At 63.9% G+C, this 16,822-nt stretch carries 15 protein-coding genes; 9 read left to right on the forward strand and 6 right to left on the reverse strand.

Annotated elements, in window-relative coordinates:
* Positions 1 to 6: 6 nt before the first annotated feature.
* Positions 7 to 1,041 carry an AraC family transcriptional regulator GliR gene (gene gliR / locus ACUTAF_RS14305; protein WP_445580570.1) on the forward strand — a complete coding sequence of 345 codons (1,035 nt, stop codon included), beginning with the start codon at positions 7 to 9 and terminating at the stop codon, positions 1,039 to 1,041.
* A 69-nt stretch (positions 1,042 to 1,110) separates the two neighbouring features.
* On the opposite strand, the gene ACUTAF_RS14310 is transcribed toward gliR, so the two are convergent.
* The 3 genes from ACUTAF_RS14310 to ttcA form a co-directional block, all read right to left on the reverse strand.
* Positions 1,111 to 1,782, reverse strand: a complete 672-nt coding sequence (locus tag ACUTAF_RS14310) for a DNA-3-methyladenine glycosylase I (protein WP_445580571.1) — start codon at positions 1,780 to 1,782, stop codon at positions 1,111 to 1,113.
* A gap of 166 nt (positions 1,783 to 1,948) precedes the next feature.
* Positions 1,949 to 3,022: a 3-deoxy-7-phosphoheptulonate synthase gene (locus ACUTAF_RS14315; protein WP_445580572.1), complete on the reverse strand. Its 1,074-nt coding sequence runs from the start codon at positions 3,020 to 3,022 to the stop codon at positions 1,949 to 1,951.
* Between the two features lie 637 nt (positions 3,023 to 3,659).
* A complete protein-coding gene (gene ttcA, locus ACUTAF_RS14320; RefSeq protein WP_445580573.1) occupies positions 3,660 to 4,484 on the reverse strand; it encodes a tRNA 2-thiocytidine(32) synthetase TtcA in 825 nt (274 codons plus the stop codon).
* A 99-nt stretch (positions 4,485 to 4,583) separates the two neighbouring features.
* Between ttcA and ACUTAF_RS14325 the strand changes: the two genes are divergently transcribed.
* The 4 genes from ACUTAF_RS14325 to ACUTAF_RS14340 all read left to right on the forward strand — a co-directional run bounded on the left by ACUTAF_RS14325 (position 4,584) and on the right by ACUTAF_RS14340 (position 7,312).
* Positions 4,584 to 5,177: a DNA-J related domain-containing protein gene (locus tag ACUTAF_RS14325; protein ID WP_445580574.1), complete on the forward strand. Its 594-nt coding sequence runs from the start codon at positions 4,584 to 4,586 to the stop codon at positions 5,175 to 5,177.
* A gap of 166 nt (positions 5,178 to 5,343) precedes the next feature.
* The gene (locus ACUTAF_RS14330; RefSeq protein WP_445580575.1) at positions 5,344 to 5,943 is read left to right on the forward strand and encodes a Yip1 family protein; all 600 of its coding nucleotides are present in this window, start codon (positions 5,344 to 5,346) and stop codon (positions 5,941 to 5,943) included.
* A gap of 150 nt (positions 5,944 to 6,093) precedes the next feature.
* A complete protein-coding gene (locus ACUTAF_RS14335) occupies positions 6,094 to 6,756 on the forward strand; it encodes a Yip1 family protein (protein ID WP_445580576.1) in 663 nt (220 codons plus the stop codon).
* Between the two features lie 61 nt (positions 6,757 to 6,817).
* The gene (locus ACUTAF_RS14340; RefSeq protein WP_445580577.1) at positions 6,818 to 7,312 is read left to right on the forward strand and encodes a SprT family zinc-dependent metalloprotease; all 495 of its coding nucleotides are present in this window, start codon (positions 6,818 to 6,820) and stop codon (positions 7,310 to 7,312) included.
* 140 nt (positions 7,313 to 7,452) lie between these two features.
* On the opposite strand, the gene ACUTAF_RS14345 is transcribed toward ACUTAF_RS14340, so the two are convergent.
* The 3 genes from ACUTAF_RS14345 to ACUTAF_RS14355 all read right to left on the reverse strand — a co-directional run bounded on the left by ACUTAF_RS14345 (position 7,453) and on the right by ACUTAF_RS14355 (position 10,481).
* The gene (locus ACUTAF_RS14345) at positions 7,453 to 7,959 is read right to left on the reverse strand and encodes an O-acetyl-ADP-ribose deacetylase (RefSeq protein WP_445580578.1); all 507 of its coding nucleotides are present in this window, start codon (positions 7,957 to 7,959) and stop codon (positions 7,453 to 7,455) included.
* 63 nt (positions 7,960 to 8,022) lie between these two features.
* Positions 8,023 to 9,204 carry a CaiB/BaiF CoA transferase family protein gene (locus tag ACUTAF_RS14350; RefSeq protein ID WP_445580579.1) on the reverse strand — a complete coding sequence of 394 codons (1,182 nt, stop codon included), beginning with the start codon at positions 9,202 to 9,204 and terminating at the stop codon, positions 8,023 to 8,025.
* 137 nt (positions 9,205 to 9,341) lie between these two features.
* Complete coding sequence (locus tag ACUTAF_RS14355; protein ID WP_445580580.1) at positions 9,342 to 10,481, reverse strand: acyl-CoA dehydrogenase family protein; 1,140 nt, start codon at positions 10,479 to 10,481, stop codon at positions 9,342 to 9,344.
* Between the two features lie 194 nt (positions 10,482 to 10,675).
* Here ACUTAF_RS14355 and ACUTAF_RS14360 point away from each other — a divergent pair, with 194 nt between their 5' ends.
* From ACUTAF_RS14360 to ACUTAF_RS14375, 4 genes are all read left to right on the forward strand, one after another.
* Positions 10,676 to 12,865, forward strand: a complete 2,190-nt coding sequence (locus ACUTAF_RS14360; protein WP_445580581.1) for a putative bifunctional diguanylate cyclase/phosphodiesterase — start codon at positions 10,676 to 10,678, stop codon at positions 12,863 to 12,865.
* 161 nt (positions 12,866 to 13,026) lie between these two features.
* Positions 13,027 to 14,025, forward strand: a complete 999-nt coding sequence (locus ACUTAF_RS14365; protein WP_445580582.1) for an AraC family transcriptional regulator — start codon at positions 13,027 to 13,029, stop codon at positions 14,023 to 14,025.
* Positions 14,026 to 14,516: 491 nt separating this feature from the next.
* A complete protein-coding gene (locus tag ACUTAF_RS14370) occupies positions 14,517 to 15,371 on the forward strand; it encodes an SHOCT domain-containing protein (protein WP_445580583.1) in 855 nt (284 codons plus the stop codon).
* Positions 15,372 to 15,882: 511 nt separating this feature from the next.
* On the forward strand, positions 15,883 to 16,299 hold the full coding sequence (locus ACUTAF_RS14375; RefSeq protein WP_445580584.1) for a hypothetical protein: 417 nt from the start codon (positions 15,883 to 15,885) through the stop codon (positions 16,297 to 16,299).
* Positions 16,300 to 16,822 lie beyond the last annotated feature (523 nt).

The raw sequence follows: 16,822 nt of genomic DNA on the forward strand, positions 1-16,822 counted from the left end.
GAATCCATGGAAAACCTCGGCTACACCTCGGTTCCCGCCCTGCTCAAGTACCTGCGCCAGGCCGAACGGCTCGGCCTGGATATCGACCGTGCACTCGCCGCAGCCGGCATCGCCACGCAGGAGCTGGCCGACAACGGCAAACGCATCCCCAGCGAGGTGCACGAACGCCTGCTGGCGCATCTGCTGGAGGTCTCCGGCGACCCGCTGTTCGGCCTGCACGCGGCGCGTTTCGTCCAGCCCGGTTCCTGGAGCGTGCTCGGCTATATCGCCATGAACTGCGCCACCCTCGGCGAGGCCATGGGCCGTATCGTGCCCTACGAGAAACTGGTCGGCGACATGGGCACCAGCCGCCTGGAAATGGCCGACGACCATGTGCGGCTGATCTGGAGCTGCCGCCACCAGGCGCCGCAGGTGCGCAGGCACATGGTGGAGAACGTGCTCGCCTCCTGGCTGCTGTACGCGCGCTGGATCGCCGACTCCGAGCATTCACCGCGCGAGGTGTGGTTCGAACATTCGCAGCCGGCCGGCACCGACCTCGGCGAGTACCAGAGCCTGTTCGGCTGCCCGGTATTGTTCGAACAACCCTGCAACGCCCTGCTGGTGCCGCTGGACTACCTGGCCGTGCCGCTGCGCCAGGCCGATGCCAACCTGCTGCGCACCCTGGAGGAACACGCCCTGGCGCTGATGGCCGGGCTGGACGAGGACGAGCCGCTGCCGCGACGGGTGAAGAACGCCCTGCGCCTGCTGCTAAAAGACGGCCTGCCGCGCAAGGAACGGGTGGCGGAGAAGTTCGACATGACTGTGCGTACCCTGCAGCGTCACCTGCAGCAGGCCGGCACCAGCTACCAGCAGATCCTCGACGAACTGCGCCAGGAGCTGGCCGAGCACTACCTGCTGCGCAGCGACCTGGCGATCCAGGATATCGCCTGCTACCTCGGCTTTACCGAGGCACGCTCGTTCCACCGCAGCTTCAAGGGCTGGACCGGGCAGACGCCGGGGGAGTTTCGCGAGGCCAGGCGCAAGGACGGCGGTGTGCTCTGAGCGCACATTCCGTGGGAGGGTTTTTAGCCGCGACAGGTAGTCGCCGCTAAAGCGCCTCCCGCAGGTGCCTCAATGATTGACCGTATGCGCCAGCATCACCGACAGCTGACACAGCGGCCGGCCGCTCTCGGCGTGCCACTGGTTGAAGGCGGCCTGCACCGCGGCCAGCTCCTTCTGGCTGGTCGGGGTCTTGTCGACTATGCCCTGAGCCTTGAGCGCGGCGACCATGTCGTTGGTGGGAATGAAGGTGTCCTTGCCGACCATGCGCAGCAGACGCGGCGCCGACATGCCGCCGAGCTGGCTGCCGTGCTTGGCCAGGTACTTCCACAGGCCGACGATATCGCTCACTGGCCAGTCGGCGATCAAGGTACCGAAGCTGCCTTTTTCACGACGCACGTCGAGGATGAACTGGGCATTGCGCGGCACGCTTTTCAGCTTGCCCAGGTGACGGATCAGCCGCGCGTCCTGAATCAGGTTCTCCAGGCGCTCGCCGCCCATCAGCACCACCTTCTCCGGGTCGAAGCCGAAGAACACCTCCTCGAATGCCGGCCACTTGGCGTCCACCAGGCTGTGCTTGAGGCCGGCGCGGAAGATGCGCAGGCTGATCAAGGACAGGTAGCGGTCGTCGCTCAGCGCACGCAGCTCGGCGTCGCCGCGCGGCTGCGGCAGCATGGCCTCCAGCGCTTGCGCCGAGCCGAAGCGGTTGAGGCAGTATTCGTGCAGCCATTGGTAATCGCGCATGGGATCACACCGTCAACAAATCGAACGCCGAAGCCTGCACGCAGAGGCCGCATCCTCGCAAGCCCGTCGAACACCTATTCCGTAGGAGCCCCGCCCCGGGGCGAAGCGTCTGCAGTCATCCAGCCAGACCGACGGGGTAACCACCATTCGCCGCGAGGCGCGGCTCCTACAAGCGCGCGCCGCGCAACCGCTCGGCGGCCTGGCGCAGGGCGCTTTCGGTACCGCCCCAGCCCAGGCAGCCGTCGGTGATCGACACGCCGTAGCGCAGCTCGCCGGTCAGTGCCTGGCAGCCGTCGAACAGATGGCTTTCGAGCATCACCCCGCGCAGGCTGGTATCGCCGGCCAGGCGCTGCTCGATCACACTGGCCAGCACTTCCGGCTGGCGCTGCGGGTCCTTGCCGCTGTTGGCGTGGCTGCAGTCGACCATGATCCGCGCCGCGATGCCCTGGCGCTGCAGCGCCTCGCGCGCCGCCGCGACGCTGGCGGCGTCATGGTTCGGCGCGCCGTGGCCGCCGCGCAGCACCAGGTGGGTGTCCGGGTTGCCGGCGGTGTGCAGCAGCGCCGGATGGCCGAGGTCGTCGATGCCGAAGTGCTGGTGTGGATGCGCCGCTGAACGCATGGCGTCGCAGGCGATGCCGACGCTGCCGTCGGTGCCGTTCTTGAAGCCGACCGGCAGATCCAGGCCGCTGACCATCTCCCGGTGCACCTGCGACTCGCTGGTGCGCGCGCCGATCGCCGCCCAGCCGAGCAGGTCGTCGAAGTAGCCGGCAGCCAGCGGCTGCAGCAGCTCGGTCGCCAGCGGCAGGCCGCGGGCGAGGATGTCCAGCATCAGCTGGCGCGACAGGCGCAGGCCCTCGGCCATGTCGCCGCTGCCGTCCAGCCGCGGGTCGTACAGCAGGCCCTTCCAGCCCACGGTGGTGCGCGGCTTCTCCACATAGGCGCGCATCACCAGCAGCAGTTGGTCCTCGACCTGCGGCGCCAGTGCGGCCAGGCGCTCGGCGTACTCGAGGGCTGATTCGCGGTCGTGCAGGGAACAGGGGCCGACCACCACCAGCAGGCGCGAATCGCGGCCATCGAGTACGGCGCGGATGGCGGCGCGGTCGGCGGCGATACGGTCGGCAAGGGCGTTGGGCAACGGCAGGCGCTGGCGCAATACGGCGGGGCTGGGCAGCGGCTGGGCGCTGCGGCGGGCGATGGAGGTGACGCTGGAGGCGAGTTGAGCGGAGACGGATGCATTCATGATCTGGCGGTTCCTTGGCCGGCGCGGTCGATGCCGCAGCGGCGCTAGCTGAGTGTTCGTTGCAAAGGTGTCAGGGCGGTGGTGACGCTGCTAAATCGCCAGTCGTAGCGGTAGTTACGGTAATAACGGTTCATCTGTGCTTCCTCGATCTGTGGCCGTTTTCGGCCGGAAAAAACAAAACCCCCGGTCGGGTTGCCGACCGGGGGTTTGTGAAAACGTCTCTGGTGGCGACCCTGCTTGCTAGGGCGCCTGTGGGGTATCAGGCGCGCCTGTGGCTAAACCAATACCCAAAGTAATACGCGGCAGCGACCACCACCTGCGCACGCGCCAGCGCGGCGCGAGCGGCACCGGCGTGGAGCGAGGACAGGAGGTTGTGGCTGGACGACATGATGTTCTCCGATACGATGGCCGAACCTTACTCCAGGCCTTTGCGGCCTGGCAAGCGGGCCTTGGAAATGGGCGTCGCGGCTAAAGCGTCTCTGACAGATCGAGTCGCCTGGCGTAGGGTGGATCACGCTTCATCGATCCACCATGCATGGTGCTGGTGGATGTAAACAGCGACATCCACCCTACGTGCTACGGCGCTGCCCCGGATTGCATCCGGGCTGCGGCTGGGAGGGGCTTTAGCCGCGATGCCTTACAGGCTCATCACATCGACGAAGCGCGGCGTGGCGCTGTCGTCGATCTTCAGACTCTGGAAGTCGAACAGGTTGCGGTCGGCCAGTTGCGAGGGGTGCACGTTCTGCAGCGCGCGGAACATGATCTCGACCCGACCCGGGCTCTTGCGCTCCCACTCCTGCAGCATCTCCTTGACCACCTGACGCTGCAGGTTCTCCTGCGAGCCGCACAGGTTGCAGGGAATGATGGGGAACTCCTTGAGCTGGCTGTAGGCCTCGATATCGGCCTCGGCGCAGTAGGCCAGCGGGCGGATCACCACGTTGCGGCCATCGTCGGACAGCAGCTTGGGCGGCATGGCCTTGAGCGTGCCGCCGTAGAACATGTTGAGGAAGAAGGTCTCGAGGATGTCGTCGCGGTGGTGCCCCAGCGCCATCTTGGTCGCGCCGATCTCGTCGGCGTAGGTGTACAGCGTGCCGCGGCGCAGGCGCGAGCACAGCGAGCAGGTGGTCTTGCCCTCGGGAATCTTCTCCTTGACCACCGAGTAGGTGTCCTTCTCGATGATGTGGTACGCAACACCGATGGACTCCAGGTAGGCCGGCAGCACGTGCTCGGGAAAGCCCGGCTGCTTCTGGTCCATGTTCACCGCGACGATCTCGAACCTGATCGGCGCCACCTTCTGCAGGTACAGCAGCACGTCGAGCATGGTGTAGCTGTCCTTGCCGCCGGACAGGCAGACCATCACCTTGTCGCCATCCTCGATCATGTTGAAGTCGGTGATGGCCTCGCCGGCCAGGCGGCGAATGCGCTTCTGCAGTTTGTTCTGGTTGACCGAGAGGGTGCCCATGGTGCGTCGGAATCCGGGGGTAGGAACGAAAGCGCGACATTTTACGCATAATGACCCGCTCGCCCTACCCCAGCGGCGGCGAAATGCTAGGCTCGGCCGATGAATGACGACCTCGACCCCGCCCTGGACCTGGCCGACCAGGTGCTCGAACTGCTGCTCGCCGCACCCGAAGGCCTGGCCGAGTACCAGCTGATCCAGCAGCTCAAGCAGCGCCACAGCGGGCACATCCCCAACCTGCCGCTGACCGACAGGCTGGTGCTGTTTCGCACCCATTTCCTGCTGTTCAACGCCCTCTACCGCCTGCGCGAACGGCTCTGGCAGGAGCGCCGCCACCTGCTGCAGATCAGCCCGCTGTGCATCCGCCTGCAGCCCTACCGGGCCGGCAGCGCGGCACTCAGCGAGCGCGACGGGTTGCGCGACTATTACCTGGATCTGGACAACCTCAAGCACACCGACGAGCGCGATGTGGAGCGCCTGCTGGCCAGCTTCTGGACCCGCATGCAGGGCGGCGAGGAGAAACAGGCGGCGCTGGCGCTGTTCGAACTGGACGACGACAGCCCGCTCGACCTGTCGCGCATCAAGCATCGCTACCGCCAGCTGGTCAGCCAGCACCATCCGGATCGCGGCGGCAACACAGAGCGGCTGCAGTCGATCAACAAGGCCATGGAAATTCTAGAGCGCTATTACAGCTGACCCACAGAGAGCAATTCGCTCTAAAGCCAGACACCACGCGCCCTCCAGCTCCTGCCTATACTGCGACATACGGTCGCATAGGTTCGGCCTGGCACCCGGTGGCGCTGCATACGCGCGCCGGGCGCTCGCTGGGGGGCGACCGACATAAAAAGAGGAGGTGTCTGGCATGATCCACCACGTTTGGGGGCTCTTCACCCATCCCGACCAAGAATGGCAAGAAATCCGTGGCGAGGAAGAAACCATCAGCCACATGTACCTGACCCACGTGCTGATCCTCGCCGCGATTCCGGCGATCTCGGCCTTTATCGGCACCACCCAGGTGGGCTGGTCGATAGGCGACCGAGCACCGGTGATGCTGACCGAGGGCAGCGCATTGAGCATGACCATCATGTCCTACCTGGCGATGCTCGCCGGGGTGGCGGTGATGGGCGCCTTCATCCACTGGATGGCGCGCACCTACGACGCCAACCCGACCCTGACCCAGTGCGTGGTGTTCGCAGCCTACACCGCCACCCCGCTGTTCATCGGCGGCCTGGCGGCGCTCTACCCGCACCTGTGGCTGGCGATGGTGGTCGGCACGGTGGCCATCTGTTACACGGTCTATCTGCTCTACGTCGGCATCCCGACCTTCATGAACATCCCCGAGGACGAGGGTTTCATGTTCTCCAGCTCGGTGCTGGCGGTGGGTCTGGTGGTGCTGGTGGCGATGATCGCCAGTTCGGTGATCCTCTGGGGGCTTGGGGTCGGCCCGGTCTACACCAACTGACAAGCTGGACGACGTGACGCTCAGGCCGCCTTCGGGCGGCCTTTTCGTTGCGGCCCCGGCGGCATTTGGGTTGAACCACTGGAAAAACCGGCGGCTCCAAAAAAGGAGAAGGCGGCGCAACGGCCGCGTCGGTGACAGAGGGGTGCCCCCATGTATGCCAACCTTTATACCCTGCTCACCCGCCCGGACAGAGCCTGGACGGCCATTCGCCGGGACGAGGAGCGCAACAGCTGCAACTACCTGCCCTACCTGCTGCTGTTCAACCTGCTCCCCGCGGTATGCCTGTTCATAGGCACCCACTGGGTCGGCTGGAGCCTGGTGGAACGGGAACGGGTGCGCCTGGACCTGGTCAGCGCGCTGCAACTGAGCGTGCTGCTGTACCTGACGATCCTGATCGGCGTGTTCATCATGGGTTACTTCCTGCGCTACATGTCGCGCACCTTCGAGGCCAGGCCGACCTTCAACCAGTGCATCGGTTTCATCGCCTACACCTGCACCCCGTTCTTCCTGGCGGGCATCGCGGCGCTCTACCCCATGCGCTGGCTGGCCGTCCTGGTGCTGCTGCTCGCCTGCGCGCATTCCAGCTACCTGCTCTATGTCGGCCTGCCACGCTTCATGCGCATCGACCATCAGCAGAGCTTTCTCTATGCCTCCTCCATGGTCGGCGTGGCGCTACTGGTGCTGGTCACCATTCTGGTCAGCATGATCCTGTTCTGGTCCTACAGGCTTGAGCCGGACTACCAGCGCAGCGTGCCGCAGGACCAGAGCTACGGCACCGGGCAGCAACGTGCGCAGGAGCCGAGGCGCGAGTGACGCCTGCACGACGGCGGCGCTTGCGGCATAATCGCTCGTCCGCAACCCGCAGCGCCGTCCCATGCCCGAACAGCTCCACGCCCGCGTCGAGGCCTGCTACCAACTGGCCGAGGCCTTCTTCAAGCAACGCTTCGCCCGTCCGCAGATTAGCTTCAAGCTGCGCGGGCAGAAGGCCGGCGTGGCCCATCTGACGGAAAACAAGCTGCGCTTCAATCCGCAGCTGTACCGCGACAACCGCGAGGATTTCCTGCGCCAGACCGTGGCCCACGAAGTCGCGCACCTGATCGCCCACCAGTTGTTCGGCCCGCGCATCCAGCCGCATGGCGAGGAATGGCAACTGATCATGCGTGGGGTCTACGAACTGCCGGCCGATCGCTGCCACAGCTACGAAGTGCAGCGACGCAAGGTGAGCCGCTTCATCTACCGCTGCAGCTGCCCCGAGGGCGAATTCCCCTTCTCCGCCCAGCGCCACGCCCTGGTCGCCAAAGGCCGGCGCTACTATTGCCGGCGCTGCAAGGTGACGCTGCAGTTCACCGGTCAGCAGCGGGTGGAATAGTCGCGAGCCATCTGCTGTACGCCATACCGCCATTGGCGGGTTGCACCCGCCCTACGCCTGCCAAGCCCGTGCGCACCGCATTTCACCCGATATCCCACGATCGCCACCGAATCGCTGAGAGTTGGTGCGCACGGCGAACCCTACGGCAGCAGGTCCCGATAGCGCGCGAGATCGGCGGGAGAAAAGCAGCAGAACAGCACGCGTTCGATCGATGGAAGGTGCGCGATCTCCTCGCGTACCGTCGCCACCGCGATGTTGGCGGCCTGCTCCGGCGGATAGCCGTAGATGCCGGTGCTGATGGCCGGAAAGGCGATGCTGCGCAAGTCATGCCCGGCGGCCAGGCGCAGCGCATTGCGGTAGCAGCCGGCCAACAGCTGCGCCTCGCCCTGGTCGCCGCCGCGCCAGACCGCCCCCACCACATGGATCACATAACGCGCCGGCAGCGCGAAGCCCGGCGTCAGCCGCGCCTCGCCGGTAGGGCAACCGCCCAGGCGCCGACAGGCCTCCACCAGCCCCGGCCCGGCGGCACGGTGAATGGCGCCGTCGACCCCGCCGCCACCGAGCAGCGAGCTGTTGGCGGCGTTGACGACGGCGTCGACGTCCAGCGTGGTGATATCGGCCTGGATCGCTTCGAGTGTGGCAGTCATGGGTTGGCCCTCCCGCTTCAGCATAGCCACGGGCTCCGTAGGGTGCGCCGTGCGCACCGGGGATCAACCCAATGCCTTGACCGCCCTGAGCGCGGCGATCTGCTCGGCGTCATAACCCAGCTCGGCGAGCACCTGCTCGGTATGCGCGCCGACCGCCGCACCGACGTGCCGCGGCGCCGGCAGGCCGCTCGAGAACTTCAGCGGACAGGCCAGTTGTCGCTGCGCCGGCAGCCCATCGCGCGGCACCTCGGTGACCAGCGCGCGCGCCTTGATCTGCGGGTGCTCCACCGCTTCGGACAGCGGCAGCATCAGCTCGACGCAGGCATCCAGGGCGGCGAAGCGCTCGCGCCAGTCGGCAAAGTCGCGGCGCTCGAACTCGATCTCGATCTCGCGCTTGAGCGCGCGCTGCTCCTCGGGCTTCGGCGACAGGCCGCGCGCGGCCAGTTCGGGCCGGCCAATGGCCTGACAGAACTGCTGCATGAACTGCGGCTCCAGGCTGCCGACCGAGAACCAGCGGCCGTCGCGGGTGCGGTAGTAGTCGTAGAAGCTGCCGCCGTTGAGCGCCTGGTTCTCCATGTCCGGCTCCACTCCGGCGCCGAGGTAGCCGGCGCCGGCCATGCCGTGCAGGCTGAAGGCGCAGTCGGTCATGCTCACATCCACCTGCTGGCCCTGGCCGGTGGCCTGGCGCTGCACCACGGCGGCGAGCAGGCCGATCACCCCGTGCAGCGAGCCGCCGGCGATATCCGCCAGCTGCACCCCCAGCGGCAACGGCCCGCTGTCGCGACGACCGGTGTAGCTGGCGATGCCGGCCAGCGCCAGGTAGTTGATGTCGTGCCCGGCGCGATCCCTATACGGGCCGCTCTGGCCGTAGCCGGTGATCGACACGTAGATCAGCCGCGGGTTGATCGCCTTGAGCGCCTCGTAGCCGAGGCCCAGCTTGTCCATCACCCCGGGGCGGAACTGCTCGAGCAGGATGTCGTACTCGGCCACCAGCTTCTTCACCACCTCCACCGCCTCGGGGCGCTTGAGGTCGAGGGCGATGCTGCGCTTGTTGCGGTTCAGGTAGGCATGGCTGGTCGAGGTGCCGCCGTCATGCGGCGGCAGCACACGCACCAGGTCCATGCGCGATGGCGACTCCACGCGCAGCACCTCGGCGCCCATATCGGCCAGCAGCAGCGAGGCGAAGGGGCCGGGCAGCAGGGTGGAGAAATCGAGGATTTTCAGCGAAGACAGCGGGCCGGACATGGTGACTCCCGATCGGTTGTTGGGCGCAGGACGGATGCGAGCGGCCAGCTCGACGCTGGCGGATTGCGCCCACCCTGCGGAGTAGCGTTCGCGGACGATGCTGGCGTCGCCCGACAGGCGGGCGATCGCAGCCGCTCTCAGAGCTTCATGCCGCGGCTGATGATCTCCTTCATGATCTCCGAGGTGCCGGCGAAGATGCGCTGGATGCGCGCATTCGCATACATCCTGCAGATCGGGTACTCCCACATGTAGCCCCAGCCCCCGTGCAACTGCACGCCCTCGTCGACCACCCTGCCGAGCAGCTCGGTAGTGAACAGTTTGGCCTCTGCGGCGACTTCCGGGGTGAGTTTCTTCTGGTTGTGGTCCAGCACGCAGCGGTCGGTGAACACCTGCGCCACGTCGATCTGCGTGCGCATCTCGGCCAGCTTGAAGCGGGTGTTCTGGAAGTGCGCCACCGGGCGGCCGAAGGCCTGCCGCTCCCTCACGTAGTCGATGGTGGCCTGCAAGGCCGCCTCGGCGCCGGCCACCGCGCCGCAGGCGTTGGTCAGGCGTTCCTGGGCGAGCATGTTCATCAGGTAGAAGAAGCCGCCCTTGGCGTCGCCCAGGAGGTTCTCCTTGGGCACCCGGACCTCGTTGAAGAACAGCTCGGCGGTGTCCTGGCTGTGCATGCCGAGCTTCTTCAGCTTCTTGCCGCGCTCGAAGCCCGGCATCCCCCGCTCGACCAGGAACAGGCCCATGGCGTGCTTGTTGGCCGGGTCGGTCTTGGCCGCGACTATCACCAGGTCGGCCAGGTAGCCATTGGAGATGAACACCTTGGAGCCGTTGAGCAGCCAGTGGTCGCCCTTGTCCAGCGCGGTGGTGCGCATGCCGGCCAGGTCGGAGCCGGCGGACGGCTCGGTCATGGCCACGGCGAGGATGGTCTCGCCGCGGATGATCCCGGGCAGCCAGCGCGCCTTCTGCTGCGCGCTGCCGTACTCGGCGATATAGGGCCCGCACAGCGCCGAGTGCAGCGGGATCATGAAACCCGGCTCGTTGATCCGCGCCAGTTCCTCGCACATGATCTGCTCGTAGCGAAAGTCCTGGAGCCCGGCGCCGCCGTACTCCTCGTCCGCCCAGGGCAGCAGGAAGCCCATCTCGCCCGCCTTGACCCACACGCTGCGATCGACCACGCCGGCGGCTTCCCACTCCTCCTGATGCGGCACCACTTCCTTGTCCAGGAAAGCCGCGAAGGCGTGGCGAAACAGCTGGTGCTCGGTGTCGAAATGGTTGCGCTGCATGGGGCGGTTCCTCCGCAATCGTTGTGCCGCCGAGGGTAGGCGCCGCTCCCCCAGCCCCTCAATGACCCATGCGCTCGTTGCAATTGACCCAATCGACCAGCGCGCCGCGCCGTTGACCCCGAGCAAGCGTATGCTGGCACCGCGCTGTTATGCTGCCCGGCCACAGCCACCCGTCGTCAGGAAACGGAGTCCGCATGCCCGACCGCCCCCAGCCGCCCGCCGCGCCCCTGAACGGTCCCGCCCGTCTGCTCCTGGCGGCGCTGGCCCTGATGCTGCTGGTGGTCTGGCTGCTACCGGAGGGCGGCTGGCTCAAGCAGGGCGAACACTGGTTCCCCACCTGGCTGCACACCACCTGCGAGCTGCTGGCGGTGGTGGTCGCCGGCCTGGTGTTCAGCGTCACCTGGCACAGCTACCGCGACGGGCAGGCCGGCAACCTCACCCTGCTGGCCTGCGGTTTTCTCGCCGTGGGCCTGCTGGATACCGCGCACCTGCTGTCTTACCACGGCATGCCGGATTTCATTACCCCGTCCGGTGCGGAGAAGGCCATCGACTTCTGGCTGGCCGCGCGCCTGCTCGCCGCGCTATGCCTGCTCGGCGTCGCCATGCGGCCCTGGCGCCCGCTGCGCCACGCCGCCAGCCGTTACGGGCTGCTGAGCGCCAGCCTGGCGCTGGTGGCACTGATCGTCTATCTGCGCCTGTGGCAACCGGCGCTGTTCCCGCACACCTTTATCGAGGGCCAGGGCCTGACGCGGGTGAAGATCGCCGCCGAATGGCTGGTGATCGCCCTGCTCGTCGGCGCCGCGCTGGCGTTCTATCTGCGCCAGCGTCGCGGGCCGTTCGACGCCCAGGGCCTGCTGCTGGCAGTGGCCATTTCGATCCTCGCCGAGCTGTGCTTCACCGCCTATCGCAACGTGCACGACATCTATCAACTGCTCGGCCACCTGTACAAGGTGCTGGCCTACCTGATGGTGTATCGGGTGGTGTTCGTCTCCAGCGTGCAGCATCCCTACCAGCGCCTGAGCCAGGAGATCGCCGAGCGCCGTGCGGCCGAACAGCAGGTGCAGACCCTGGCCTTCTACGACAGCCTCACCGGCCTGCCCAACCGCGAACTGCTGCGCGACCGCACCGACCAGGCCCTGGCTGCCGGCCCGCGCAACCACGGCCACGTCGCCCTGCTGCTGCTGGACCTCGACGGCTTCAAGACGCTCAACGACTCGCTGGGCCACTCCCATGGCAACGCCCTGCTCTGCGCCGTGGCCGAACGCCTGCAGGGCCTGCTCGGCCACGGCGACACCCTGGGCCGCGCCGGCGGCGACGAGTTCATCGTACTGCTGCCCGAGGTCGAGAGCGCGGAGAGCGCAGGCCTGCAGGCCGAACGCATCCTGCACGGCCTGCAGCAGCCGTTCATGCTGCCCGGCCACAGCCTGCGCACCTCGGCCTCCCTCGGCGTGGCGCTGGCGCCGCACGATGGCGAGGACTTCGAGCACCTGCTGCGCAACGCGGAAACCGCCATGTACCAGGCCAAGAAGGAGGGCCGGCAGACCTGGCGCTACTTCGACAGCGCCATGAACAGCGAGGCGCTCGAGCACCTGACGCTGATCAACGACCTGCGCCAGGCCCTGGAGCGCCGGCAACTGCTGCTGCACTACCAGCCGCAGATCGACCTCGACAGCGGCCGCCTGCTCGGTGTCGAGGCGCTGCTGCGCTGGCAGCACCCGCAGCGCGGCCTGGTGTCGCCGGCGCAGTTCATCCCCCTCGCCGAGGAAAGCCGGCTGATCGTGCCGATCGGCGAGTGGGTGCTGCAGCAGGCCTGCCGACAGGCCGCGGCCTGGCGTCGCCAGGGCCTGGAGGTGCCGCAGGTGGCGGTGAACATCTCGGCCGTGCAGCTGCAGCAGGGCGACGTCGAAAAGCACGTGCTGCAGGCCCTGGCCGCCTCCGGCCTGCCGGCGCAGATGCTCGAACTGGAGATCACCGAGACCAGCCTGGTGGACCGCACCGACCAGGTACTCGACAGCCTCAGGCGCCTCAAGGCCATGGGCGTGCGCCTGTCGATCGACGACTTCGGCACCGGCTATTCCAGCCTGGCCTACCTGCGCACGCTGGCGGTGGACAAGCTGAAGATCGACCAGTCCTTCGTCCGCGACCTGCCGCACAGCCCCGACAGCCGCGCCATCGTCACCGCCATCGTGCAGATGGCCCGTTCGCTGGGCCTGGCGACCATCGCCGAAGGTGTGGAGGAAACGGCCATCGCCGACACCCTGCGCCGGCTCGACTGCCAGCAGGCGCAGGGTTACCTCTACGCCCGCCCGTTGCCCGCCGAGCAACTGCAGGCACTGATCCGCGACTGGCAACCGCAGCGCTGGGCGGCCAGCGCGCCGGCTTAGCGCGGCCTCGAAAAGCCCGCTGGCGGCGCTCCGAGGCCGCGCCGCGCAGCAGCCGATTGCCGGCGTTGCGCAGCCCCTTACAGCGTCCCCATCGGCAGTTGGCTTGTCCCGTCGACCTGCCCCGCTCTACCATCGCGCCACCCCGCCAGGAGCCAGCGCCCATGCGCGAACGCACCATCGCCAGCCACTTCGTCCGCGCCGCCCTGCGCGGCGCCCAGCGTCGGGGCCTGGCCTGCGAGCCGATCCTGCGCCAGGCCGGCATCCAGCCGGCGGTTCTCGAGGAGCCACGCGCGCGTATCGCCCCGGAACACTTCGCCCGCCTGATACAGCTGCTGTGGGAAGCGCTGGACGACGAGTACCTGGGCTTCGGCCGCCAGCCGAGTAAACGCGGCACCTTCGCCATGATGGGCCACGCCATCATCCACTGCCGCACGCTGGAGAAAGCGCTGAGCCGCGGCGCGCTGTTCTACGGCCTGTTCCCCGATGCGCCGAGCATTCGCCTGCAGCGCGAAGGCGACTGGGCGCGGCTGAGCGTGGACGACAGCAGCCTGTGGGACCCGGATCACTTCCTGGTGGAAAGCCTGCTGGTGATCTGGCACCGCCTCGGCAGCTGGCTGATCGGCCAGCGCATCCGTCTGGAGGAAGCCAGCTTCGCCTACCCCGAGCCGGAACATGCCGCCGAGTACGAACTGCTGTTTCCCTGCACCCGGCGCTTCTGCGCAGGCACCACCAGCCTGCTGTTCCACGCCCGTTACCTGGCCATGCCGCTGCTGCAGGACGAACGCACGCTCAAGCAGTTCCTCGAACACTCCCCCGCCGACCTGCTCGCCCGTCCCGACGGCGGCGACAGCCTGACCAGCCAGATCCGCCGCCTGCTCGGCCGCGACTGCCAGCAGTGGCCGGACCTGGAACGGGTCGCCCAGCAGCTGCATATCAGCCCGCAGACCCTGCGCCGCCACCTGCGCGAGGAAGGCACCAGCTTCCAGGAACTCAAGGACCACCTGCGCCGCGACCTCGCCATCTACCACCTGGGCCGCGACGAGCTGGCCATCCAGGACATCGCCGAACAGCTCGGCTTCTCCGAACCCTCGGCCTTCCATCGGGCGTTCAAGAAATGGACCGGGCTGACGCCGGGGGCCTACCGGGCGCAGGAAGGCTAAGGAAATTCTGAAGAAGCCATTTACCGTCACTCCCGCGAAGGCGGGAGCCCAGGCACTACGCAGGTTCTGGATTATTCCCCTTCGGGCCAGCGCAAGCGCTGTTCAGCGATAAAGCTGCTGTCCCACCTGCGCGGGAATGACGACTATTTCAGAGTTTCCCCAAGACGCACCGGTGGCGTCGCAGCCTCGGGATGCGACGTCGGTGAAAGCCCTTTGGCTTTGCGCATGGACAGAACCGGCAGTCATGCACTAGCTTCTGACCCAAGCCTGCTGGCATTGCGCCAGAGGCGACAAGCTTGCCGTTATCCCTGTCGCGTTTCTCCCCGAGTGCTGTCGCGTTTACCGCGACCACCTTCAAGGCGGACAAGGACTTACAGGACGACAAGGAAGGTTATGCGACAGCTGTCGCGTGGAAACGCGACAGCGATGTCGCCTAATTAATAGTTGGGCAAACGCTCGCAACACTTCAGAGAACGCAACAAGGACCCACCATGAGATTGATACTTAAACTTATTAGAGCCTTAATCCTATTTACATTGATAGCTTTTCCAGCTCTGCTTTTGACCATATCTTACTTCATGTTCAAAGACGGAGCATCAGGCGCAGATATTTTCTGGCTGAGCGGATCAATAGCACTTGTTTGTTTAATATCGTTCTGGGCACTAAAAAGAAGCCGGCTACTCTTAATAAGCAATAAAATCGACAAGAAAGCCATCACCATAACCAAAGAGGCCATCAACAACCAACTTGTCAAGCTGGATAAAAAAATAGAAGAATCTTCAAACAAAAGACAATTTATTGAGAAAATCTCAAAACAGTCAACATCTAAACCACTGACAATGGAAGTTCTTGGCGGGCACGGCTGGGATAAAGAAAAAGGAAACACCTTTCTCCTCTCCCTGAGCGGCATGGATATAATTCTGGCAAACCTTTCCAACATGACCACAAGTAGGCTTGCAATTTGTGATGTCATAGATATTGAAATTTCAGGCCCCGGAAAAGAAACATCAAATGCGGGAATAATTGGAGGAGGCTTTGGCGTAGAAGGAGCTATAAAAGGAATTGCCGCCGCCACAATAGTAAACATACTGACGACACGCAGCAGTGTCAGAACATTTATTCGTATTGCGACACGTGAAAGCGAAATCATCTTATTCACTTCCGAAATAGAACCAAATGACGCACGAATTTATCTATCGCAAGTTTATGCCAGCACCAGAAATCAAAAATCCAGCACAAGCAACACAGGTATCGCTGAGCAGCTGACTGCACTACAGAAGCTTAAAGAAGATGGCGTATTGAGCGATAATGAGTTCAATCAGGCAAAGATGAAAATCCTTTCCTGACCAAGGCGCAAAGTTAGCGTCAGCCCAACAATGCGCTCAAAGCGCTCACTTCGTTCGCTGGGACCGGCGAAGCCGGCCCCTTAGCTTAATCGTTATAAGGCAAGTCAATGAGAACGTGCCCCCGCTGTAGATGTGCAGGGATTTCAGAGGGAAAGTTGTACCTCTATGCGCTGACTAGACTCAACTGCGTTTCATGTGTCGAATGTCATGCAGTCGTCGGGTTCGAGAGACGAGAGAATTTGTTTGGAGGGTTTCCCGCCGCCCCAATATTTTCAGAACTAGTATTCTTCTTAGTGGCATTGGTCTTATTCCTGATCACGGGCAGTGTATTTTTCGTCTTTCTTGTATTCATCAGTCTAGCCCTTCTCAAAGCAATGATCATTTACAGAGAACCGCTAATAGAGACCCCGTAATGCCTTATAACAATACGCTCAACACCGCTCACTTCGTTCGCTGGACTCGCAAAAGCTGCGCTTTTGCTCGCCTGTTAGCTTAATCGTTAGGTGCAAACATGCGCTCACCAAGCCGTGCAACACTTCTCATCTGCACAGTCATTGTAGTTGGCATAATTACATACTTTGGTAATGGGCTTGAGTTAATGCTTGAGCCAGAGCAATATTCAATATCAAAACCGGTGTTCTGGCTTACAGTGGGCATCGTATTAGCCTTACCGCTTTGGGCTCCCGCCGTATTTCCATCCCGCTACCCCACAGGCTTAAAAATCTGCAGCTGGATCAGCATAGTTCTCTTACTCTACCCTTCATGGCACTTTGTGAAGGGCGTGATTGATATAACAAGCAGGAAATTATCCGGAGTAGAAACATTCCCTTTATTTTTAATGCCACTACTTGCAGTTAATTTTTGCTGTTTTATTTCTTTTATTACCCTCTTGGTTCCAAAATTGCGCTCTCGCTTACAAAGCACCTAACAATAGGTTCAAACCGTTCGCTTCGCTCACTGGGACGGGCTAAAGCCCGCCCCTTAACCAAACGTTAGGTGTAAATATGCCCCCAATATCTCGTGCAATTTTACTAATCTGCGCTGTAACTTTTATTGGCATGGTTACATATTTCGGCGGCGGAATATGGGTGACTCTAGGTTCAGAGCCGAACTCAGCACAGTCTTACATTCAGTGGTTTTTAGTTTCACTTCTACTGGCAGCACCACTTTGGGGGCCAGCCATACTTTCTTCTCGCCATCCAAGAGCACTGAAAACCTGCTGTTGGGTTAGCGCAGTATTATTGCTCTTACCTGCTTGGTTATTTCTGAAAGTCGCATTCGACATAACAAAACGGATGATGTCTGGCTTAGAGGCAGTTCCCTCTTTCATCTTTCCGCTACTCATCATAAGTTTATGCTACTTTATTTGTTTCTGTGTAATTTTACTTTCCGGTGTCCGCTCACGTCCGCAGAGCACCTAACAAAAGGTTCAAACCGTTCGCTTCGCTCAC

This window comes from Pseudomonas sp. SP16.1, assembly GCF_052682975.1.